The organism is Muriventricola aceti, from assembly GCF_025567565.1.
Taxonomy (GTDB): domain Bacteria; phylum Bacillota; class Clostridia; order Oscillospirales; family Oscillospiraceae; genus Lawsonibacter; species Lawsonibacter aceti.
This window is the reverse complement of record NZ_JAOQKF010000001.1, coordinates 1-20,299: the sequence shown is the minus strand read 5'-3', so window position 1 is coordinate 20,299 and position 20,299 is coordinate 1. Positions and strand designations below refer to the sequence as shown.

At 52.5% G+C, this 20,299-nt stretch carries 24 protein-coding genes; 1 reads left to right on the top strand and 23 read right to left on the bottom strand.

The annotated features are described in order from the left end of the window. The first annotated feature begins 89 nt into the window (after positions 1 to 89). Positions 90 to 731, top strand: a complete 642-nt coding sequence (locus OCV64_RS00120) for a TetR/AcrR family transcriptional regulator (RefSeq protein WP_147571480.1) — start codon at positions 90 to 92, stop codon at positions 729 to 731. Between the two features lie 99 nt (positions 732 to 830). On the opposite strand, the gene OCV64_RS00115 is transcribed toward OCV64_RS00120, so the two are convergent. From OCV64_RS00115 to OCV64_RS00005, 23 genes are all read right to left on the bottom strand, one after another. After that, positions 831 to 1,628: a PepSY domain-containing protein gene (locus OCV64_RS00115; protein ID WP_262668820.1), complete on the bottom strand. Its 798-nt coding sequence runs from the start codon at positions 1,626 to 1,628 to the stop codon at positions 831 to 833. A gap of 558 nt (positions 1,629 to 2,186) precedes the next feature. Further along, positions 2,187 to 3,818, bottom strand: coding sequence for an AAA family ATPase (locus tag OCV64_RS00110; RefSeq protein WP_040342432.1), 1,632 nt, complete (start codon positions 3,816 to 3,818; stop codon positions 2,187 to 2,189). Positions 3,819 to 4,176: 358 nt separating this feature from the next. Next, positions 4,177 to 4,923 carry a metallophosphoesterase family protein gene (locus tag OCV64_RS00105; protein WP_262668819.1) on the bottom strand — a complete coding sequence of 249 codons (747 nt, stop codon included), beginning with the start codon at positions 4,921 to 4,923 and terminating at the stop codon, positions 4,177 to 4,179. Continuing rightward, positions 4,920 to 6,569 carry a recombinase family protein gene (locus OCV64_RS00100; RefSeq protein WP_262668818.1) on the bottom strand — a complete coding sequence of 550 codons (1,650 nt, stop codon included), beginning with the start codon at positions 6,567 to 6,569 and terminating at the stop codon, positions 4,920 to 4,922. The genes OCV64_RS00105 and OCV64_RS00100 overlap by 4 nt, the downstream gene beginning before the upstream one ends. Beyond that, the gene (locus tag OCV64_RS00095) at positions 6,566 to 7,408 is read right to left on the bottom strand and encodes a recombinase family protein (RefSeq protein ID WP_006874588.1); all 843 of its coding nucleotides are present in this window, start codon (positions 7,406 to 7,408) and stop codon (positions 6,566 to 6,568) included. Before OCV64_RS00095 ends, OCV64_RS00100 begins: the two co-directional genes overlap by 4 nt. After that, positions 7,409 to 8,998 carry a recombinase family protein gene (locus tag OCV64_RS00090; RefSeq protein WP_006874589.1) on the bottom strand — a complete coding sequence of 530 codons (1,590 nt, stop codon included), beginning with the start codon at positions 8,996 to 8,998 and terminating at the stop codon, positions 7,409 to 7,411. A gap of 122 nt (positions 8,999 to 9,120) precedes the next feature. Then, positions 9,121 to 9,276, bottom strand: a complete 156-nt coding sequence (locus tag OCV64_RS00085; protein ID WP_006874590.1) for a hypothetical protein — start codon at positions 9,274 to 9,276, stop codon at positions 9,121 to 9,123. A gap of 101 nt (positions 9,277 to 9,377) precedes the next feature. Then, positions 9,378 to 9,758: a type II toxin-antitoxin system PemK/MazF family toxin gene (locus tag OCV64_RS00080; RefSeq protein WP_006874591.1), complete on the bottom strand. Its 381-nt coding sequence runs from the start codon at positions 9,756 to 9,758 to the stop codon at positions 9,378 to 9,380. A gap of 708 nt (positions 9,759 to 10,466) precedes the next feature. After that, the gene (locus tag OCV64_RS00075) at positions 10,467 to 10,907 is read right to left on the bottom strand and encodes a sigma-70 family RNA polymerase sigma factor (protein WP_006877043.1); all 441 of its coding nucleotides are present in this window, start codon (positions 10,905 to 10,907) and stop codon (positions 10,467 to 10,469) included. A gap of 316 nt (positions 10,908 to 11,223) precedes the next feature. Beyond that, on the bottom strand, positions 11,224 to 11,766 hold the full coding sequence (locus tag OCV64_RS00070; protein WP_238074826.1) for a hypothetical protein: 543 nt from the start codon (positions 11,764 to 11,766) through the stop codon (positions 11,224 to 11,226). Between the two features lie 116 nt (positions 11,767 to 11,882). Next, the gene (locus tag OCV64_RS00065) at positions 11,883 to 12,476 is read right to left on the bottom strand and encodes an ImmA/IrrE family metallo-endopeptidase (protein ID WP_021630229.1); all 594 of its coding nucleotides are present in this window, start codon (positions 12,474 to 12,476) and stop codon (positions 11,883 to 11,885) included. 33 nt (positions 12,477 to 12,509) lie between these two features. Next, the gene (locus tag OCV64_RS00060; protein WP_006877047.1) at positions 12,510 to 12,869 is read right to left on the bottom strand and encodes a helix-turn-helix domain-containing protein; all 360 of its coding nucleotides are present in this window, start codon (positions 12,867 to 12,869) and stop codon (positions 12,510 to 12,512) included. 136 nt (positions 12,870 to 13,005) lie between these two features. Then, a complete protein-coding gene (locus tag OCV64_RS00055) occupies positions 13,006 to 13,968 on the bottom strand; it encodes a helix-turn-helix transcriptional regulator (protein WP_040342500.1) in 963 nt (320 codons plus the stop codon). 28 nt (positions 13,969 to 13,996) lie between these two features. Continuing rightward, a complete protein-coding gene (locus OCV64_RS00050) occupies positions 13,997 to 14,137 on the bottom strand; it encodes a hypothetical protein (RefSeq protein WP_006874700.1) in 141 nt (46 codons plus the stop codon). Continuing rightward, complete coding sequence (locus tag OCV64_RS00045) at positions 14,138 to 15,016, bottom strand: DUF4261 domain-containing protein (protein ID WP_006874699.1); 879 nt, start codon at positions 15,014 to 15,016, stop codon at positions 14,138 to 14,140. It lies immediately after the preceding gene. Further along, positions 15,013 to 15,897 (bottom strand): hypothetical protein, encoded by an 885-nt coding sequence (locus OCV64_RS00040; protein ID WP_006874698.1) that lies wholly within the window; start codon positions 15,895 to 15,897, stop codon positions 15,013 to 15,015. The genes OCV64_RS00045 and OCV64_RS00040 overlap by 4 nt, the downstream gene beginning before the upstream one ends. Before the next feature lie 17 nt (positions 15,898 to 15,914). Then, complete coding sequence (locus OCV64_RS00035) at positions 15,915 to 16,694, bottom strand: hypothetical protein (RefSeq protein WP_006874697.1); 780 nt, start codon at positions 16,692 to 16,694, stop codon at positions 15,915 to 15,917. 25 nt (positions 16,695 to 16,719) lie between these two features. Then, complete coding sequence (locus OCV64_RS00030) at positions 16,720 to 17,025, bottom strand: barstar family protein (RefSeq protein WP_006874696.1); 306 nt, start codon at positions 17,023 to 17,025, stop codon at positions 16,720 to 16,722. Beyond that, on the bottom strand, positions 17,016 to 17,366 hold the full coding sequence (locus tag OCV64_RS00025; protein ID WP_006874695.1) for a hypothetical protein: 351 nt from the start codon (positions 17,364 to 17,366) through the stop codon (positions 17,016 to 17,018). Before OCV64_RS00025 ends, OCV64_RS00030 begins: the two co-directional genes overlap by 10 nt. Before the next feature lie 18 nt (positions 17,367 to 17,384). Beyond that, on the bottom strand, positions 17,385 to 18,593 hold the full coding sequence (locus OCV64_RS00020) for an RtcB family protein (protein WP_006874694.1): 1,209 nt from the start codon (positions 18,591 to 18,593) through the stop codon (positions 17,385 to 17,387). A gap of 35 nt (positions 18,594 to 18,628) precedes the next feature. Next, positions 18,629 to 18,988 carry a hypothetical protein gene (locus OCV64_RS00015; RefSeq protein ID WP_006874693.1) on the bottom strand — a complete coding sequence of 120 codons (360 nt, stop codon included), beginning with the start codon at positions 18,986 to 18,988 and terminating at the stop codon, positions 18,629 to 18,631. Between the two features lie 68 nt (positions 18,989 to 19,056). Further along, positions 19,057 to 19,371: a hypothetical protein gene (locus OCV64_RS00010; RefSeq protein WP_006874692.1), complete on the bottom strand. Its 315-nt coding sequence runs from the start codon at positions 19,369 to 19,371 to the stop codon at positions 19,057 to 19,059. 21 nt (positions 19,372 to 19,392) lie between these two features. Next, positions 19,393 to 19,920 carry an SF0329 family protein gene (locus OCV64_RS00005; RefSeq protein ID WP_006874691.1) on the bottom strand — a complete coding sequence of 176 codons (528 nt, stop codon included), beginning with the start codon at positions 19,918 to 19,920 and terminating at the stop codon, positions 19,393 to 19,395. Between the last annotated feature and the right edge of the window lie 379 nt (positions 19,921 to 20,299).

The following is a 20,299-nucleotide window of genomic DNA, read 5'->3' as shown; positions in this document are numbered from 1 at the left end:
GGCAGTGTCATAAATCGGTCCTCTGTCCCATAGATCAGTTGAGCCTCCAGCCCCTTTGTGCTATACTAACAGGCACAGGAGGGCATTCTATGGAGAAAAAATGCTATGTCGCTTCCCAGCAGACAAAATGGGCTCTGGCTGCGGCGTTAAAAAAATTGATGGCTCAGAAGCCTTTGGAGAAAATCACGATTTCAGAGCTCACCGACCTATGTCATATCAAGCGGCAAAATTTTTACTACCATTTTGAGGACATCTACGACCTGATGCGCTGGATGTTTCAGAATGAAGCCGTATCTCTGCTGGAGCGACGGGAAGGAGCTCTCCTGTGGCGGGAGGGCCTTTTGGAGCTCTTTCACTATTTACAAAGCAATCGTGCAGTCTGCCTTTGCGCGCTGCGCTCTCTGGGCCGTGGGCATATCCGCCGCTTCTTTGAGGAACAGCTCCATACCATCATCTCACAGACCATTGAAGGCTTTCTTCCCGACCTGCAAGACCCATCGTCCTCAGACCATGTGGCTCTTCTGGCCCACTTCTATGTGGTGTCCTTGGCCAGCGTCATGGAGAGCTGGCTATTGGGAGAGATCGATCAGACTCCGGATGAGCTGATCAATTTTATCAGCACTGTTTTGGAAGACCACCTCCGGGGAGCCGCATTACGCCGAGGGCAGATCTCCTCTATCCCTTCTGGCGATCCCTCTTTTCCAAGAGGCTGCTCCTTAGAAGAGGAATAATGCAAAAAACGTCCCGGAACTGTGATTGTTCCGGGACGTTTCCTATTTCGATATCAGGTTGACCAGACAGTTGCCCCTCGCGCGGATTCTCTTTGTGTTTCAGTCCCAATCCGCTTCCCAGTCAATGATCGCGCCGGTTACGGCATCAATTTCAAACTCATACTCCATCCAGCCGCTTCGCATCTCACCTTCGTACAGCACACGCCCGTCGTCTACCTCCAGCTTGAAGTCAGTGTAAACCCCTGTGGTACCGGCAGCCTGTTCCACGATCTGCTTTGCCTTGGCCTCACCGATGTAATCGCTGTCCGTGGTGGAGATGGTGTACCACTCAATATCATAGTCAAAGCCCAAGATTTCCCCCGTAGCCGCGTCGATCTTGTAGTCGTACTCCTTATTTTCAGAGAAGAACTCTACATCATAGACCCGTAGTCCGTCGTCATAGTCCAGCTCCGCATAGAGGAACACCGTGTCCTTCGCCTTCACACCGGCATGGTCCAGAGCGATCACCTTGGCCTCTTCGGCGCCGATATCGCCGCTAGCCTGGGCCGGGGTCCCAACACCCATGTACCATTCAACATCATAGTCAAAACTCAGGATGTCTCCACTGGTTGCGTCGATCTCGTAATCATACTCCTTGTTGCCAGAGAAGAATTCCACGTCATATTCTACACGTCCATGGTCATGGTCCAGCTTGACATGGATCCAGGAGAGCTGGGATGCCTCTATCCCGGCGTGGTCAAGGGCGATTTCTTCCGCCTTGGATTTTCCGATATAATCTGTGTCATTAGCCTGCCAGGGGCGGGATACATTGGCACCCATTACGGGGGTAAGCAGGGCCCCGGTCATCAGTACTGCGGTGGCGCAACCTACCAAAGTCTTTGAGAATGTCTTTTTCATTTTTATGTCCTCCGTCAAGTTGTTATTTCAGCAATTTTTGGGGGGCTGATTTGCTGTTCATCTATATAACGCACGGCCCTTCCATTTTATTGCACCAAAAGAAAAATTTTTTCTATCGGCTCCATTGGCCCGAAGGTCTGCGCAGATCCCTAGCTGATGGCACGATTATATCGCAAATTCGGAACTGAATAAATAAGCGGTGGTGGAGTCTCTGATTTCATAGCGAAAGCAAAATACGCAAGAATACCCAAAATGGTTTTCAGAAGAATAACAAAACCCCGGAGTCCTTTCAACGCAAGGATTCCGGGGCGTAAAGAGTACAAAAGACGGTTAAAGCCGATATTTTTTCAGAAACGAAAATAGCCGCCCATAGGGCGGCCCCAAATCAAAGCCCAACGCAGTGGGTTCGATTTGGAAAGGAGAAGCAAGGGAGCGGGCGGATGACGTCTTTTTGTGCCGTGGACATAAAAAGACGTCGGAGCAAAGCGCACTTTGCTCCGACGTGCAAAGGACGGTTAAAATCGATATTTTTGTTTTTGGTGCAGAAGGCACCGCAGCTTATAAAACAGGGCCGGTCTGCTCAATGCCAGCTTCCTGTGCTGGGGCAATATTCAACTCAGGCAGATCGTTCAGATAGCGTTCCACATTCCGGTAATGCACTCCATTTTCCAATGTGACATCCTCTCCGCGGTACAGGACATATCGCCCCCGGATCGGGCCAAACCGCTGTTCGGTCTTATCGCATTTTTCCTGATCGAGCAGATGCCGGTATTGTGCTGGGACCTGTTTGCCACTGTGCTTGATCTCGAAAATCTCGCAGCAGTTTTCCTTCTCATTATAAATCACCATGTCAAACTCGCCGACCGCAAACTGCAGCTTGAACACCCGGTGTTCTCTGTCAGCCGACTTCATGGTTTCCAGCAGGACGATATCCTCGAGCATCCGGCCCCGTACTTCTTCGAGGATCCTGCCCGCAGTCTGGGTCTTCTCCAATTCGCTGAGAGCTGAAAAGGTCTCGTCCTTCATCAGCGAGTGGACAAGGGCCTGTGCCTGGCAGTATCGCATCCCCGGCTGGGTAAATAGGATGTGTTCCACAGATTTTGCTCCTGGGTCAGCGGTTTCAATGGGACAGTTTACGATCAGTTCCAATGCGGAGAGATACTCTTTGATCTCCCGGATATGGGTATCTGTGATACCGATGGACTGTTCCTCTTTGTTGCGGATATCCAGCAGCTCCATCAGGCGCTGGGTGACCGCTTCTGTGTCAATGTTGTCCAGTATCTCGGTACGCTTTTCGGGGTCACGCTCTTTCCGAAGATTCGAGGCGGTCAGCCGTAGATCGTGAGATTGGAAATCATCAGTCAGAACTGAGATCAGGAACCGGTGGTTCATGTCCTCGATGATCCGGTTGATGGCGCTGGTCAGCTCACCGGCCTCATACAGAGAGTACAGGTGGCGGAAATGCCCGCCTGCCTCATAGCAGGCCAAGGAATGCTGAATGTTTTTGCAGATCGCTGTATCGATGTATCGCCGTGTGGACTCATCATCCCGGAAGGAGGCGTCCTGGGCGTTGACATCTTCATCGTCAAAGGCAAGCTCACCGGCCCGCAGCGTCCCGCCATAGCGGATATATTCATCAATGCTGTCGATCCCCAGCAGGCGGCTGTATTCCCGATATGGGATGAAGGTGGTGTGGATGGGCTTTGCCCGGTCATAGAGTTCCTGATCCATCGCCAGCCAAAAACCGAGGGAGTCCGTACCGGAGAGGATGATCTTCATTCCCATCGCTGCAAACACATCGGAGAAGAGAGCCGCAGAATCGATGAAATCCCGCATCAGGGTGACCTCATCAATGAATACGTAGCGGAAGCCCGCATCGAACAGTTTTTTCAGATCCCGGTTCATCATGGCCATGGTATCGCTTCTGCGGGCTTTGATATAGACCGTGCGGCTGAGATCCTCTCTGCTCATTCGGGCGATGGCCTGCCGGAGCATGGTAGTCTTTCCGGTCCTGCGCAGGCCAAAAACCAGGCAGACCCTGTCGCTTTCATTGCTGTAGAGATAATCCTCCAATTGCCAGAAGCAGTCACGGAGGCCCCAGCCCTTTACGCCCTGCGACATGGCGTCCAATCCTTTACCAACAATTACACTGGTTTCAAAGTCCAGCTTTGGCTGGCGCACTTTTGGCATCTTGGCTTGCAGTTCTTTCAGTTGTGCCTGCAATACTTTGCGCTGCTCTATTTGCTCCTGCAGCGGCTCCAGTTCGCCATCCCGCAGATATTGGCTGTGCTTCTTCCCATTTTCTGTCCACTGATGATAGTAGCGTGTCTTTCCGTTGATCGTCTTCTTGGAAATATAGCCGATGGGAAGGGCGGCGATCTGCCGCTCCAGTTCCTGAATCTTTTCTTTCATACCGCACCTCCATTCTGTTAAATCTATTATACCCCATTTCCCTTATGCATTCAAGGGGTTATAAGGGGTTATATTGTTGTGAGCAGTGCCGCACAGAGCAATTTCTGTGCGGCACTGTTATGATTTTCTCGTTTACTCAAATTTCTAATCCGGAAATCTGCTCCCACTGGAGGATATATCTGTCATCGATGATCCGGTTGTCGTGGTAATGCCCGAAGAACCAGTATGTAAACTGGCACCGCTGATTGACCGTTTCCAGAAAATCGGTGAGCTGGTCACTTCCATAGGAGGGGTCGATTTTCCGCACGGCACTGCTGGGACCGCAGTGGGACAGGATGCAGTCTACCTTCCAGTTTACCTGCTCCAGATTTCTCAGTGCCTCTGCATATTCACGGGCATTTGGCATTTCTTCCGCCCACCAGGAGCGTCCTTTGACCCGGAACATTCCCCGCATTCGGCGCAGCAGCCAATACTTTTGTTCGAAGTCGGGGTCCTCCGGATCAAGGACGCCATCCTGAATGTCGTGGGAGGAGGCTCCTCCCATCGTGAACCATGTGAGACCGCTGAAGGTGAATATCTGGCCCCTCATCAGGTGGAGGATATTTTCCCTCACCTCATGTACTCTGCCGCCGTGCCATTCTTTTTCCGGCAGGGCGTTCAGCAGATCAAAGTTTTCATGGTTTCCATCCACAAACAAGGTGGTGAAGGATTTCTCATCCAGCCAGTCCAGCCAATGCTGGTCTTTCTGGCCGCCGTCCCACAGCCCTCCGAAATCGCCACAGATGATCATGTAGTCATTTCGGCCCATCTGCGTTTGCTGGGGGAAGTATTTGCTTCCGAACCGCTGGAAGCCGCCGTGGGTGTCACCGGTGATATAGATCATGCGGTCTGCCTCCTTTGCATGGCCTGAGTAATTTCTGTGCCGTCCTTGAAGCAGATGAGCAGGCTATCCTTGTCCAACATCTTGATGTTGCTGACCAGCTGACGGACAGTGAGTTCATCAAAATCCGTAAGGGTACCGCTGGCCTGCTCCAATGCCATGTCAAGTTCTGCCAGCCTGCTCTCGAAGGCCGCCGCGCCTCGCTGTTCCTTTTCCAGCTCCGCTTTTTGGGCCATGAGCCTTGTCTTGGCCATGTTGACCTGTTGAAGCTCCTCATCATAGTCGGTACAGTCAGCGCCGGCACTGACGATCAGCTGGAACAGCTCCAGCTGGCGTTCCTGCAGGTTCCGGATCTGAAACTCCACGGCAGGCAGGCTCATCGTCTGTTCTTCTCCGGCAAGGACTGCCGCAATACCGGCTTTCACCGCGTCCTTGGCTGCCTGCATCCGGAACAGTTCATTCATGGCGGAGATGACGGCGTCGTGGATGTTGCCCTCATCCAGAGTGGGAGACTGCTTACAGATCTTCCTGCCATGCTCCAGCCGGTTCTGGCACCGCCAGACGACCCGTTTGACCCCTTTCTGCGTCCAGATCACCCGGCGATAAGGGCTGCCGCATTCTCCGCAGACCAGCAACTCGCTGAGCACATACTTTCCGCAGTATTTCCCAAGCTGCGTCTTCGCCTTGGAGGATGTTTTCTTGAGACTGGACCGACGGGCAATCTCCTCCTGTACCTTTTGGAAGGTTTCCCGATCAATGATGGCCGGGTGGCAGTCATGGACATAGTATTTGGGCAGTTCGCCGTTATTCACCCGCTTTTCTCTGGTGAACAGGTCCGCGATGTAGGTTTTTTGTAGGAGAGCGTCACCGATGTATTTTTCATTGCACAGCATTTTTTGAACCACGCTGTCATGCCATACTGTTTTCCCTGTGGCTGTTTTGATTCCATCCGCCATCAGGTCGGTGGTGATCTGCCGGACGCTGTGTCCCAGCAGAAACCGGGAGAAGATGCGCCGGACAATGGCAGCCTGCTCCGGGTCGATCTCCGGCTGGCCATCCGCACCCCAGCGGTAGCCGAGGAAGGTCTTGCAGTGGTAATAGACTTTTCCATCCTTGAAGTTCTTCCGGTGGCCCCACCTCACATTGCCGCTGAGGGATTCGCTTTCTGCCTGGGCCTGGCTCATCATAAAGGTGAGGATCATCTCGTTGTCCATGAAGAGGGTGTTCACATTCTCTTTCTCAAAGTAGACTCCCACGCCGTGCCGTTTCAGGCGGCGGACATAGTTCAGGCCATCCAGTGTGTTTCGGCAGAACCGGGACACCGATTTGGTGATGACCAGGTCGATTTTTCCACGCTCACAGTCCCGGATCATTTGGAGGAAATCTTTGCGCTTTTTGGCCGAGGTGCCGGTGATGCCCTCATCCGCATAGAGGCGGACCATTGTCCAATCCGGATTGGCGTCGATTTTTTCCGTGTAGTATTCGATCTGGGCCTCATAGCTGGAGAGCTGCTCCTCCTTGTCAGTGGATACCCGGCAGTAAGGCGCAACTCGCAGGTGCTTTTTTCGAAGATCCCGTTCTGTCATCTGAGGGTCAGCCGGAATCATAGTGACCAGTTTGGGGGTGGGGGCGGTTTTCTGTATGTTCATGAGGCACACTCCTTTTGATCTTTTTGGGATAGGCTGATCTCTCCGCCTTTGCCGATGCACACATGGGTTACTGCCGACTCAAAAAGTTCCCACAGGGTTTCTTCGTTCTCCGGTTCCAGCTCCAGCTTCTGCCGCAGCAGTGCCAGCCTGTGGGCCGGCGTTGGATCGTTCAGGCCGGCATACCGCTCGGCAGCGGCGGCCATGATCAGTGTTTTCATATATTCCGGGTTGATATCGGCCCGGTTAAAGCAGAGGGCCAGTTCATTTTCGATGCGAAGGGCATCTGTTGAGGCAGGGGCGGCTTTAGGAAGCTGGATACACGCAGGAGAATGAGCCAGCACTTTGAGCTTCTGCACCACTCGTTCCAAAATGATGCTGTCATCAAGATATACACTGCCGCCGCACTCTGGATTTTTACACCGCCAGCGTGGGCGGCCATGGGATTTGGTATCCCGTGCCATCTTTTCTCCACAGAGGGCGCAGACCGCCTTGTCCCGTATAGGGATGATCTCGCTTGGGCATGGAGCGTAGGTGTTCTGTTCTCCCCGCCGCAGGCGGACAGCGAGAAATTCCTCATCTGTCACCAGCTGGGGATAGCCATCCATCCCGAGATACCGTTCATTCTCCAAAATCCGCTTGACCATGTGTTTGTTCCACTGGGCATTATGTTGATGATAGCGCACACCTTGCTGGGTCATCTCGTCAGCGATCTGACTGTAGGAGCCGCCCAGCAGATAGCGGGAGAAGATAGCCCTTACAAGCTCTGCTTCCTCCGGATGGCAGTTGATCCTGCCGTTCCGGACCTGATAGCCGAAAGGAATTTTTCTTTGCCACGCCATTTATCGCACCGTCCTCTCTATGTTTTCTGCCAGTTCCATCCCATTCAGCAGGCGGAACTTCAGCCGTTCCGGGCTGATAATGATGATCCGCTCAATCAGTTCCCCAAACAGTTCCGCGGGAACCTCATCCAGCCATTCCGGACCATCCTCCAGATACTCCATCATTCGCTCTGTGTCATGGATCTGCCGGTCTTCACCGGCTGCCTCCAGAAGACGGCGTCGCAGCTTCCTGAGCTCCCGCAGCTTACGGTCGATCTCATCCATCTGGGATAAATAAAGAGCAGAATCCACATACCCTTTCGACTTCAGCCGAACAAGGACGAGATTCTGCTCTGAGATACGGGCTATTTCATTGTCAATATCACTGATCTTGCGATTGGAGCGGAGTTCCCGTTCCCTAAGCTCCTGCAGTTGGCTGAGGACAGGCCGCAGGACGGTTTCCTGACCAAGTTTCAGCTTGTGGTAGAGCCGCAGGACAGCCGCCGTAATTTCTGGTTCTGGAATCTGCGGGGTAGGGCAGTCTGCTTTGTTTCCATCGTGGCGGCGGCAGACCCAGTAAGTCTTTCCCACTGTGATTTTTTTGCGGCAGAGAGAGCCGCATCCCCCGCAGTAGATGTGTTTATCATAGAGGCTGCCCTTACTTATACGGTGCGTCCCATGGAACTGCCCCTTGCGGGAGGACATCAGTTCCTGTACCCTCTGAAAATCCGCACAGCTTACGATGGCCGGGTGGCTGTGCTCCACAAAGTAGCGGGGCTTCTGGCCAAGGTTTCGAACCTGCCGGAATGGAATCGTATCTGTGGCGCAGCTTTTTTGCCAGATCATATCTCCGGTGTAGGAGATATTGGTCAGGATGTAGGCCACCGTACTGGGATGCCACTTCTCACGGTTTCGGCCTCGATCTACCCCGAGCTGGTTCAGCTCCCTGGCGATATCATCCTTTCCCTGGCCGCTCAGATAAGCGGAGAAGATGCGGCGGACCACCTCGGCCTCCTCCGGTATGATCTCCAGATCCCTCCCTGCCAGCCGGTAGCCATAGGGGACAGAGGATGGGACAAACAATCCCTTTTCCATCCGCATACGAACGCTGAAGCGCATATTACTGGAATGGTTGGTGGATTCCATCTGGGCGAAAGCCCCATAGATTTGGGCAACCTGCTCCGAGGTCATCTTCCCGGTATCGATGTTCTCCTTTTCAAAGTGGATCGAAATACCCAGCCGGAGCAGTTCCCGCACGAACTGGATGTACTCCTGTGTGTTGCGTGCAAAGCGCGAGATAGATTTGCAGAGGACCCGGTCGATCTTTCCCTCCCGGCAGTCTGTCATCATCCGGTTGAAATCATCCCGATTCCTGGCTTCCAGCCCGGAGATACCTTCATCGGCATAGATGTCTACCATCTCCCACTCCTCTTTACCGGCGATGTACTTGGAGTAGAAGTCTACCTGGGCGATGTAGGAGTTGACCTGATCTTCGGAGTCACTGCTCACTCTGGCGTAGGCCGCTACCCTCAGCTTTGCTTTTTCGGGGATTCTGGGGTCGATTACTGTGACCTGCGGAACTCTTGCTGTACTTATGTTTGTTTCCGTCATATCTTTTTTGACCTCCTTTCAGCAACACACACTACCACAGTCCTTCCGCAATAGCCATTACCAACACCAACGAAAAAGAAGTGGAAAAACTGGGCAATCAGCTATTCTCGCATAGAGCCTGTTCAGGCGAACAGCAGAGTGGGCCGGAGCTTGCGCTCCAGTTCAATGCGGGACTTCTCCGCCTCATCCACTGTCAGCAGGCCCTTTTCGGTGAGCTGCTCCAGCAGCTTCAGCGCTGAAAGAAACACAAGGTTATCTTGAAGTTCTGTCTTAGTCATAAAAGCACCCTCCTGTTATGGAGGGGCCGCCCACCGGAGCCGATGAACGGCCCCGATTGTATGTTTCTCTTTAAATGGCAGTATCCTGAGTGCGGGTAAAATCAGATGGTATTATACAGTGGGAGAAGTCCCACGCTGACTTCCAGCGCATGATCAAGCTTGCACATTTGGTCTTCTCCAAGAGAACCGACCTTACCTCTCAATCTGCTTTTATCAATGGTGCGAAGCTGCTCCAGCAGGATGATAGAGTCGCGGTAAAGACCTGGAACTGGAGCATCCAGGTTTACATGGGTAGGAAGTTTATGCTTACCTTTCCGGCTGGTGATCGCGGCGGCGATCACTGTGGGACTGTGCCGGTTGCCCACATTGTTCTGGAGAATGACCACAGGACGTATTCCGCCCTGTTCAGAGCCGACCACCGGGCTAAGGTCAGCATAGTAAATATCGCCCCGGCGGATGTCCTCTTTGCGGTATGTTTCCATTGCTTGCACCTCCTGACTTTCTTGCTTAATACCACAAAAATAGGGACCGCTTCCGCATCTCCCGCACCTGGTTGGAATGGCTGCTCATACGGCATGTTCCGGTCAGTAAACGGGTTTTGGATAGAAGCGATCCCCATAGCTTCTGATATTAAGACTTCACATTTGTGTTGTCTTCTGCTGCGCTCGTATTCGACACTACTTCCCCAAGCGCAAAAGCCTGCGCCACTGGCGCTGGCTCCGTAGGGCGACCATCTGAACCGCGGCTGGCTTCACCGCGTCATGGGACTCTCACCCCCGGCAGGATCTCTGTCGGCCGCCCTCATTGCTTGATCCCCATTTCGGTGGGGGCTGTGACTGGACGGAAGTATCATTATCCCTGGCGGAGTCATTGCGATACAGCTTGCCACAGGCTGTTTTTTGGACGGATGGACCCGCTTGGCACCTTATTTGGCCGTCGTTGATAGAGGGGAAATCTGGCAGGCTGTCATAACCGAACAAAAATGTATAGGTGACTTCGTTTGCAGCCTGTACCAGAACCTCTACAGGTGGTTTTCGCGCATCCTCCAGCGTCGCTTGCCCCTGTCCAGCAGGGGCCCCGTCAGGAAAGTATTCAGACAATCGGATATTCGGTTTTCAAGGAACAAGTGAGAAGCATTTCCTTCTCGCTTGTATAGGGGAAGATGTCGGCATTTTAATAACCCTCCAATTTCAATTTTCTAAAAGTTTTTTCAAAGACTTGAGAATACGGACTTTCCGCTTATGCACTGCAGGCTGTGAAACGCCAATCTCTCTTGCATAGTCAAGTTCACTTTGTCCCTTAAAAAACAACCCCTGTACCAATGCCTGATCCGCAGCAGGCAACGCTGAGATCGCTTGGTACAGGGCCTCTTTCTTCATTTGTTCAAGGATGATGTGTTCCGGGGTGTTGATAGCGTCAATAAACTCCCGGAAATTTTCATAGGTGCCATCCTGACTTCCAATCATCCCACTCGTCTGGATCTCATGGTCAAAAAAGCTCTGATCATTGTCCTTGATGTTCCACCGGGTTCTGCAGTAAGTGCGATAGACCTCCTCTGTCACCATGACTTCTTCATATTCCCGAGTGCAGGTGTTAAAAACAATAAGGGTAAACTTCCCGTTTGATTCCATGTGCCTTTCCTCCAAATTTCAAGATTTTGATGGCGAATCAAAATCTTGAAATCAGGGGTACTTGGCGATATAAGCCTCCCATCCCATGCCGGCCCTCCCAGTGCCGGGCAGAAAAATAGCCGGGGACGCATTTCTGCATCCCCGGCCGATCCCCGCCGCCATATTGCGGCAGGAATACAGCGGGCCGGGACACTTTACAGCGTCCCGGCCCTTGTCAGCTGGTCCTATTCATTTTTGCGCATACCTGCCACTGTACTGAGTATAGCAGAGGCAAAGTCGGAAGGGAGTAGGGATTTCGTCGGTTTTTCATCGGGAATCAGTCGGGATAAAGTCGGGGCATCTCCAATTCTTCCTGAAGTTCCGGCACAGCATAACCAAAAAGGCAGAGGGACAATAAGAAGATCGCCTCGCGCTTCCGGTCATAGAATACGCTTCGCTCCATATTCAGCTCATCCAGCAGTTCTTTTTCTGTGCTGTTAAAACGGTGGATAAATTGTTTGGTCAAGATCTCATAGTAAAGTTCACCCCGGTCAGGGTATCGTTTCAAGCGGAGAAGGGCACGGTCGATCACATCCACCAGCATCCGGTTTTCTATCACGCAGCAGACCCGTTCCTCAAACTCCTGCAGATCCATATCCGGGGCGAAGCTTTGCAGATAGATAAGCCCGGTATCAGCGTCCTGAGCGCCCAGCTCCCAGGCATACTCATGCAGTTCCTCCACCCGCTCACTGAGGACCCACACCACATCCCGGTAGATTTTCAAAATCAGCTTTACCCGGTGATAGGCCAGCTGGCTGTCAAATCCAAGGGTCGCCATCTGCCTTTTACATTTCTGCACAGTGGAGCTTTCTTTTCTCATGCCATTCTCCTCCTCCCATGTTCGCTAAACTGCGAACAAAATGCATACAACAAAGCCTGTGAACATTGGTGCGGCTGCGCCCCTCTCTTTAGGAGGGGGGGCTTGCCGTACCAACCTTATATGAGATTGCGTGTTTCCAACCGAATACGCATGGCCTGCTTGGAGACTTGGAAGATCTGAGCCATTTCCGCAACCAGCTGCTCATTGCTTCTGCCTGCACGCAAACGGTAAAAACTTCTTTTGATTTGCGGCAGGGGCATGAGGAGAGCCGTAGCCAAGGCATCCGCCTGCCATTCGACCAGACCGTGGCTTTCATCCAAAGATGTCTTTCCTTCATAGGCAGCCACATCGCCTGTGCCGGAGTACAGCTTCTGGTGCAGGACCCAGTGTCCCAATTCGTGAGCACAGGTGAACCGCAGCCTGCCGAGGAGCCTGTCCACACAAAGCCGCTCCTCCACCAAGATCGTTCCGGCTTTGACGGCGATCAGGCGGTAGCGTTTTTCATCTTGGTCGTATAAAATGGCCGCTCCTTCATCAAAAATCGTTTCCCCAAGGATGCTCCCGTTTTTGCGTAGGCAATGATATTCCAGAGTTAGATCAAATTTGGTCTCTATGATAGTTTCAATGGGGACTGCCTGGGGAGGCCCGTCCAACAAAACGGGATCATACTCTTGCAGGATCTTCCGTCCAATGGTTTCAATTGCGTCCAATCGATACTTTGGTACAGACAAGAAAATCCCCCCTTAGTTCTGGCGGTTCTGCAGCATTTCCATAAATGCCTTCCATTCTTCATCGGTAGCATCTACTTCCTTTGCTACTCTCAATGCTGCGCGGACGATGTCATGCTGGCGGATATAGTCAGGCAGGTCGGCCGGAACCGTCTGTCTGGAATCTGCGGCCAGATCCAGCAGCATTTCATGCTCCTGCTTATCCAATTCCAGAAAAGAAGAGATCCGCTCTACAAACGCTCCCTCTGGCGCCGGCCGGCGTCCCTGCTCAATATCACACAGGTACCCATTGGAGATACCGAGGTGTTTCGCGGTATCCCGGAGGTTTAATTTGGCCTCTTTGCGCCGTGTGCTGATGAAAGCTCCAAAGGTCACTGGTCTCCCTCCTTCATAGAGTTTCGCTGGTTTGCGAACATCTTGTTTATATTATAGCCAGTACATCCGCTCGATACAAGGATAAAAAAGGAAACGAAGGCCAGGTGTTAAAATTCCATAACACCTGGCCTCTGCTTTAGAGAAACCTGCGGGCGATCCGCTTCATTTCTTCTACACACTCTTGGGGTGCTATAATCTGAATCCCGCCCATAAATTTGAAGACCCAGCCGTAAAAGGTGCCGCTTGGGTCGACTTCGATGTTTGCAGTAAAGTGTTCCTCGTCATATGCACGGGTTGGCACAGCTTCTCCATAATGGTCTATGATGGTTTTCATCAGCTTGTTCTCACAGAGCAGTTCAACAGAAACTGTGCGGTCAGCAGCAAACATATCAACGATCTTGTTGGTGTAGCCCGCCACATCAAAGCCTTCATTGGGTGTAAAGCCGGAGGGAAGTATCTTGATCCCCGACAGGCGGTCTACTCGGAAGTGGGCCATCCGCTGGTGTTTGTGAGAAAAGCCAATCAGGTAATAGTGGTCATTCTTCCATTCCAAAGCGTAAGGGTCCAGTTTATAGAGGTAACCGCCATGCTTGAGAACTCGTTTTTTCTCTGGCGTATATTCATAATACTGGAACTGGATCTGTCGCTTCTCCAAGATCGCCGTTTGGATGGCATCAATGATGTAATAGACTTGCTCGTTGTCCGGTTTCACCCGGCTGGACAGGCTGGCGAGCTGCCGAAGCTGCTCTGCCTGATGTGTGCTGGTCAGACGGCATAATTTCTGTACCAGTTCCTCGGATTTCTTGGCAGAAATGATCTTCGAGGATGCTACTGCGTCTGTCAGCATTTTCAGTTCTGGATACTCAAACAGGCGGCTTCCCATAAAATATTGGTTTTGGGTACTCTTGGCCACCACAATATCAATTCCTGCATCGATCAGCGCATTGGTATCCGCGTAAACAGTCTGCCGCACTGCCTGAATTCCTTTTCCATTCAGATGGGCAATGATGTCAGATACTGTGGCGGGATGGTTTTCATCGGTCCGCTCATAGAGAAACCGGAGTAATTCCAGTATCCGCATATTTGTTGAATTCTGCATACTTCACCTCCTCGATTCTTAAAATGGCCTATTTTGTATGGTGTCCAGTCCCAAAGACCAGGATCAGGGCAACAAGACAGAGAAGCAGGCCAATCCAATTTCGATCCATAATCAGCTTGATTACCGCCACAAGCAGCAGTCCGCCCACCAGGAGCACAACGCCGTTCATTCAGCGTCCTCCCGAGGCATAGTTCCCCATGTGGATGTCCAGCACCCCTCTGGGCGGCTGGATCAGGGAATCCTCATACTGGCACTTCCACTGAATCTCCCGGCTCATCTGGCCATCTATAATGCCGTCAACGGTCTCCCCATCCTCAATGGGGTTGTCATTGGCCAGAATGTAGGACACCGCATTGTAGGCGTGGTTTACCACCCAGTTGGGGTCCATGCCGTGGAAGTGGTACTGGAGGTCGGGCAGGAACAGGGTACTCATGCCCACAGTATCGATGAGCATATCCTCGGTGCCCTCAATGTTGAAGAAACGGACATTGACGCCGAAGCGGATGAACCGATCCGAACCCTCGATCTGGTGAGAACGCACATCCTCCGCCAGAAACAGCTTGCCGCAGTTCTGGAAATAGAACGCCTCACAGGTAGGGTACAGTTCCGCAAGGGCCTCCACGAAGTCGGCATCCAGGTTGGCCCGTTCAAGAGCTGGGAGCGCCGCCGCCAGCATATCGGTGGCCACCACCTGATACCGGCACTCTCGGAAGATCCGATCCCGGTCCTCCTGGCAGTCCCACATCTGGATCAGCAAAAAGGCATCAAAGCCTTTGCCCTTGAACTTGTCGCATTTCATCACCATCAGCTGCACCGGGCATTTTCCGTCCTTGAACTCTGCAATATGCTCCTGTGCGGCAAAGCCGGCCATTTTCTTATCATAACAGAAGCACTCTGCTGATCCGATGTGCTTTTCCATTACGGCAGTCATTTTTTCTTTATCCGGCATTTCTACCGGCTCTTTGAACAGCATCTGAATGAGATAGGGGCCTCCGGGCTGGGGGCCTTTTTTGTCATCCAGGTTTTGTTGGAACACTTGATTGCTCATTTGGTTTCCTCCTTCTTGTCTGGGAACAGCTTCCACCGGAACTCCAGCTCTTTCTGGACGAACTCTTTCGGCAGGCCCCGGGGATTGGCGATGAGATACCAGGCCCGAAAGGTGCGCTTCTCTGGGTCTGTCTCCTGCCGGTAGAGATGATAGCCCGCCTCATCCTCCTGCATCCACTGTCCTGTCTGCCGCTTGGCCTGCACAAAGGGTTCCACCACCTGGTCCAGTTCCTCTCTGGTGCGGCTTGATGCCCAGGCATGATCTACATCATGGGCGTGGGAGAGATGGAACAACATCGAGCCCATCCCGTTCTTTGCCTTATGCTCCGGCGTTCCTCGCAATTCCAACTGATGTCGGTACTCCTCCAGCTGTTCCGCTGTTCCGTACCGTTCCACCATCTGTTCCCGCACATGGATGCACCAGCTGTAATCCTCCGGCTGGGTAAAGGGGGCACAGACCTTCTGGAGCGCCGCTGTCGAGTCTGCTTCAAAGCAGTCGATAAAATCAAGGTAGTGGGCTTTGATCAGGGGCAGGAAGGTGTCCAGCAGCCCGGTGTCCAGCAGCAGGTCCTCTGTCAGCATCCGAAAGAATGAACCGCCTGTTGTTGGTTCTATTTTGAAAGAGTAGAGCCGGTCATCTCCCTGCTGTATGATACAGGTGAAGCCCACTTCCACATTTCCATGGCCGATTTCGTAGTCTATGTAGTTGTAGCGTCTCCGGTCAAACCAGATCTGATAGGTCAGCCCGTTTTTCATTTTCTTTTTGAAGTCGCCCTTTTTCAGACGCTTCCAGCCCTTTTCCTCCAGGCCCAGGCCGCTCCATAGGTAGTCCAGAAGTTCCTGAAATATATCTGCTGGGCGTTTTTGCTCCACGGCCTCCACCTCCTGACGAATCCTCTTTAATAGTCAAGCAGGATGGGCACCTGCTGTTCCTCGGCAAACCGCATGGCCCGCCAGAACATGGAGAAGGCGAACTTGGCAAGGGACTGGGTGTCATACTGGGTGTGCTCCGGGATGTCCGCCTTGCTGTACTGTCCATCTGAGTCTACGGTTCCGTCTACCGGGTAGCCCTCCGTGTCTGCCCAGCCAAGGATGGTGTCCTCATCGGCCTGCCACGCCAGCTGGTTCAGCTTCTCCAGCTCCTTCCGCAGTCCGCCCAAGGTGGCGATAGCGGCGGTGTCATCGGTGGGCAGAGGGCCTTGGAACAGAAAGCTGTCGGTGAGGGGAAGCCACCAAGTCGCACCCCGAAACAGGGACCACACCCGCTCCTCATCCGATGCAAGGCGGGCGATCAGGGGATGCTCCCCGAAGTCCCAATCCTTCTCCACAGTGGGAGGCACCGGCTCATCGTATGTATGGCAGGCGGCCACCAGCAGCATAGCGCCGAAGGCGTCCCAATCCGGCTTGTCGGTGTAATAGGGCTTCTTGTTATCCTCCGGCCAAGGAGTATAGGGGGGATGACCCGGCTGGGAAATGGCGCTCAAAATTTGATCCCGCCAGTTCTCCATCGCCGCCTGGACCTCAGCCGGGGACAGTTCTTCTTCGTTGTCAGCGGGTTCCCCGTCCGGGGTGATGCGGTTGAAGGAATATCCGTTTTCCTCCGCCCACTGCTGGACAACGGTCTTCCAGTTGTGAGAATAGTACCGGGTCAATGTCCCGGCGTAAATGTCAAGTCCCATAGCATTGCCTCCTTTTTCTGTTTGGTCAAAGCCGTTCCAGGGTACAGTCGTGCCCGGAATGATCCGTATCCAAAATGATTTCTGTAATGGTGTCCATAGTCTCTTTTCCGAGATCGCGGACGCTTTTTTCATAGGCCAGCCACTGGATGCGGATGGGCTGGCCATACTCATGCCGCCCAAAACCGCCCCGGAGAATGTCATTGAAAGCGTCCAGGTTCCGACCGATCTTCCAATCTAAGCCGCAGGTGAACACCTGCTCCACCTCGTCATAAAAACCGGCCATGTTAGAAAAGCGGCGACCGTCAATGGTGAACACCTCTCTCATGTCCATATAAACGGCTCCTTTAAGTCATATTTCTCCATGATCTTATTTTCCAAGGCTTCATAGGCATCCATATCCTCTGGCTGCGCTGGAATACCCTTTTGCCAATAACCGTTCCCATAGTAGAAAAACATAGCCCAGTAATAAGGCAGGTCATGGCTGAATATCGCCACTCCCATGGCATCGGCCACTGGCTCTGCCAGCGGTGAGCATTCCACTATCTGGGAGGCTTCCTCATAGGAGATCCCCACCAGCTCCACCAGCAGGTGCTTCACCAGTTCGCAGAAGCTGTGCTGATTGAATATGACCTGACCATCCTCATCTTTGAACACAAGTCCATCTCTCACCATGGTATTCTGCTCCGTTTCTTACTCCTCGTCCCCGGCCTTGAAGTTGTAGATGGGGCGGATGACCTTTACCACATCCGCCGTGGGGCCGATATTGTCCAGAATGTCCTGCATCCCCTTGTAGGCCATGGGGCACTCGTCCAGGGTGGCCTTGCTCACCGAGGTGGTGTAGACCTCTGCCATCTGCTTTTTGAATTCAGACACCGTGAAGGACTGCTTGGCGTCCGCCCGGCTCATCAGGCGGCCGGCGCCGTGGGGAGCGGAGCAGTTCCAGTCCTCGTTGCCCTTGCCCACACAGAGCAGGCTCCCGTCCCGCATATTGATGGGGATGAGCAGCTGCTCCCCCGCCTTGGCGGACACAGCCCCCTTCCGCAGGATCATGGCGTCGGTATCGATATAGTTGTGGATGGTAGTGAACTGCTCCTCCACATGGAGTTTCATGCCCTTGACGATCTCGTCCATCATGGCCTGCCGGTTGAGCATGGCGAAGTGCTGGACGATCTTCATATCGTGGATATACTGCTCAAACAATTCTCCAGACACATAAGCGAGAGCCTTGGGGATGTTGGTTTGCTTGATGTTTTTCAGTTTCTTCAGTTCTTTCTGGATCTCCTTCTCCCGGCCCTCTGCCTTCATCTGGGCCACCAGCGTCTGCAGGGAGGCATCATCAGTACGGTTGAGTACCTTATAGCCCGCCTCTTGGTAATAGCTGGCCACCTCTACACCCAAGTGACGGCTGCCGGAGTGGACCACGATGTAGAGATTTCCCTCGTCGTCCTTGTCCACCTCGATGAAGTGGTTCCCACCGCCCAGCGTACCGATGCTTTTTTCTGCCCGGAGGAGATCCACATGGCGGGCACAGCACAGTTCGCTCAGGTCGATCTCATTGAGGTAGCGGTGGGCCTTATCCCGGATGGAGAAGCCGGAGGGGATTTTTTCATAAATCAGCTTGTCCAGCTTTTGAAGCTCCAGCCGCCCCTCCCGGATGCGGGTGGTCTCCATGCCGCACCCGATGTCCACACCCACCAGATTGGGCACCGCCCTATCGATGATGGTCATGGTGGTGCCGATGGTACAGCCCTTGCCGGCGTGAATGTCGGGCATGAGCCGGATGCGGCTGCCCGCCGTAAATTCCTGATTGCACAGCTCCTGAACCTGTGCGATGGAGGCGCTGTCCACCACATCGGTGAAGATCTTGGCCTCATTGTATTTTCCTTTGATTTCGATCATAATTTCCTCGCAATATTCTATGGGGCATGGCCCCGTCAAGTCATTTCATACAGCAGGGCAGCGTCGCCCTGCACCAGTTCCAGATGGGAACGCAGCGTTTCCAGTCCGCTTTGCACCGCCTCGGTGGGTAGGTCCCACTCCGGGGCGATCTCGGCTGCCAGCTCCTGGAGGTCCTGCTCCCGCAGAGCGGCCAGCAGTTTAGACGCCAATTCTCCCTCCAACAGAGCACAGTCCAGGGTGTCCTCCGTCTGGGGAGCAGGAAAACGAACATCCAGATCCAGCTTGTACTCACACCAGTCCCAGATAGCCATGTATACCGCACCGGAGCAGTTGCCGTTGGACAATTCCTGCCGCCGGTTATTTTTTATCAGATAAAAGGACGCAATCTGTGACATGGTGATTCCTCCTGATTGTTATTCACATTATTACTAATAAGTCGAACAAAATTAGGGTATTGGATTAACTAATTACAATCAATGATAATACCAGCGTCTTTCGCCCATTGTTCGCTTTCATTAGCAGGCACCACAATAATTTGATTTTTTAATTGATATTTCCATCCTAATTTTATTGCATATTGTATCATTGTTGATACAACAGAAGGTTGATAGAAGTTAATAGCCCATGTAGCAATTCCCCAATTAAAAATCACCTCGATGTATGTTGATTTCAAACTATAACATCTGACTTTTACATGGGTAGCAGTCTCATTGACAATCCAAGAAAAAGCGTGACCATCTATAATAATTTCACGCTTCTTTTTTCTAAAGACTTTCATGTTTTTCTCCAGATATGTAGCTTATTGTAAGTGCTTTTTGCCTTCCATCAGCCCTTCTGCCTGCATCCGGATCACATAGAAGGCCCGCACCCAGTCCAGCTCCTGCTCCATGGATTCCTCCAAAGCCAGCAGGCGGCGCTTTCCCAGCCTTCGATCCAGGAGAGCAAAGATGCGGACAAGAGGATTCTCGCTGACAAGGCTTTTCTCGATGCTCTGGTTGTCAAAGATACCAAACGCCTCATAGAACACCTTTTGGTCAAAGGTGCCCTGCTCCAGCGCAAAGGCATGAGCCTGGTTAATGGCCTCTTTTGCGGAGTCGCAATCTTTCAGCGTTGTGGACCGCAGGTGATGAAATTTCGTCCACACATTCTCAAAATAGGTGTAGTAGTTGCTCCGCAGCACTTCCACACCGTCCATGCGAATGGCTGCCCGGCCCTCATGGTCAGCGCTTTTGCTGTAACTGGTGGCAAAATACTGGATGTGGCCCCGAAGCGCCGGGCACAGGTAGTCATTCTCCAATTTGTTCCGGATTCCGCTCCAGGTTGACATAGGTACTTGCCTCCTTTCTGAACTTGCTTCGGAATTTCATATCGGCGGGCGAAAGATTTCCAATCCCATAGCCCTCAATTTCTTTATTTTAGCAATCCATCTGTTTTTCATCACGAATTGGCGGAATAGTAAAGAAACTATCATCTATCTTTATTTGGGCATAAAGCATTCCGTTTGTATAACAATATCTATGCTTATTTCCTTTATGGACAGATCCATTATCATTTCACCTTTACTATCTGATTCCTTTTATCTGTGGTGGGGTTGAGAAAGTTTTTTTCGCAAATTGCAAGTGTAAGTTGGACACCTGCACGGTAGAACTTAGTGAATCAGAGCGTCGGTCAGGATGGAAGCCGCTGGCTTCCGTCCTGGGCGATGC

What these genes read in the sequence shown, in the direction of transcription:
- OCV64_RS00045 (WP_006874699.1), bottom strand. Translation starts at nt 15,016, where the DNA reads ATGAGCAATCAAGTGTTCCAACAAAACCTGGATGACAAAAAAGGCCCC.
- OCV64_RS00025 (WP_006874695.1), bottom strand. Translation starts at nt 17,366, where the DNA reads ATGGTGAGAGATGGACTTGTGTTCAAAGATGAGGATGGTCAGGTCATA.
- OCV64_RS00075 (WP_006877043.1), bottom strand. Translation starts at nt 10,907, where the DNA reads ATGGAATCAAACGGGAAGTTTACCCTTATTGTTTTTAACACCTGCACT.
- OCV64_RS00030 (WP_006874696.1), bottom strand. Translation starts at nt 17,025, where the DNA reads ATGGACATGAGAGAGGTGTTCACCATTGACGGTCGCCGCTTTTCTAAC.
- OCV64_RS00070 (WP_238074826.1), bottom strand. Translation starts at nt 11,766, where the DNA reads ATGAGAAAAGAAAGCTCCACTGTGCAGAAATGTAAAAGGCAGATGGCG.
- OCV64_RS00120 (WP_147571480.1), top strand. Translation starts at nt 90, where the DNA reads ATGGAGAAAAAATGCTATGTCGCTTCCCAGCAGACAAAATGGGCTCTG.
- OCV64_RS00090 (WP_006874589.1), bottom strand. Translation starts at nt 8,998, where the DNA reads ATGACGGAAACAAACATAAGTACAGCAAGAGTTCCGCAGGTCACAGTA.
- OCV64_RS00005 (WP_006874691.1), bottom strand. Translation starts at nt 19,920, where the DNA reads ATGTCAACCTGGAGCGGAATCCGGAACAAATTGGAGAATGACTACCTG.
- OCV64_RS00115 (WP_262668820.1), bottom strand. Translation starts at nt 1,628, where the DNA reads ATGAAAAAGACATTCTCAAAGACTTTGGTAGGTTGCGCCACCGCAGTA.
- OCV64_RS00100 (WP_262668818.1), bottom strand. Translation starts at nt 6,569, where the DNA reads ATGAACATACAGAAAACCGCCCCCACCCCCAAACTGGTCACTATGATT.
- OCV64_RS00105 (WP_262668819.1), bottom strand. Translation starts at nt 4,923, where the DNA reads ATGATCTATATCACCGGTGACACCCACGGCGGCTTCCAGCGGTTCGGA.
- OCV64_RS00015 (WP_006874693.1), bottom strand. Translation starts at nt 18,988, where the DNA reads ATGTCACAGATTGCGTCCTTTTATCTGATAAAAAATAACCGGCGGCAG.
- OCV64_RS00050 (WP_006874700.1), bottom strand. Translation starts at nt 14,137, where the DNA reads ATGAACGGCGTTGTGCTCCTGGTGGGCGGACTGCTGCTTGTGGCGGTA.
- OCV64_RS00110 (WP_040342432.1), bottom strand. Translation starts at nt 3,818, where the DNA reads ATGCCAAAAGTGCGCCAGCCAAAGCTGGACTTTGAAACCAGTGTAATT.
- OCV64_RS00055 (WP_040342500.1), bottom strand. Translation starts at nt 13,968, where the DNA reads ATGCAGAATTCAACAAATATGCGGATACTGGAATTACTCCGGTTTCTC.
- OCV64_RS00010 (WP_006874692.1), bottom strand. Translation starts at nt 19,371, where the DNA reads ATGAAAGTCTTTAGAAAAAAGAAGCGTGAAATTATTATAGATGGTCAC.
- OCV64_RS00095 (WP_006874588.1), bottom strand. Translation starts at nt 7,408, where the DNA reads ATGGCGTGGCAAAGAAAAATTCCTTTCGGCTATCAGGTCCGGAACGGC.
- OCV64_RS00080 (WP_006874591.1), bottom strand. Translation starts at nt 9,758, where the DNA reads ATGGAAACATACCGCAAAGAGGACATCCGCCGGGGCGATATTTACTAT.
- OCV64_RS00035 (WP_006874697.1), bottom strand. Translation starts at nt 16,694, where the DNA reads ATGGGACTTGACATTTACGCCGGGACATTGACCCGGTACTATTCTCAC.
- OCV64_RS00085 (WP_006874590.1), bottom strand. Translation starts at nt 9,276, where the DNA reads ATGACTAAGACAGAACTTCAAGATAACCTTGTGTTTCTTTCAGCGCTG.
- OCV64_RS00020 (WP_006874694.1), bottom strand. Translation starts at nt 18,593, where the DNA reads ATGATCGAAATCAAAGGAAAATACAATGAGGCCAAGATCTTCACCGAT.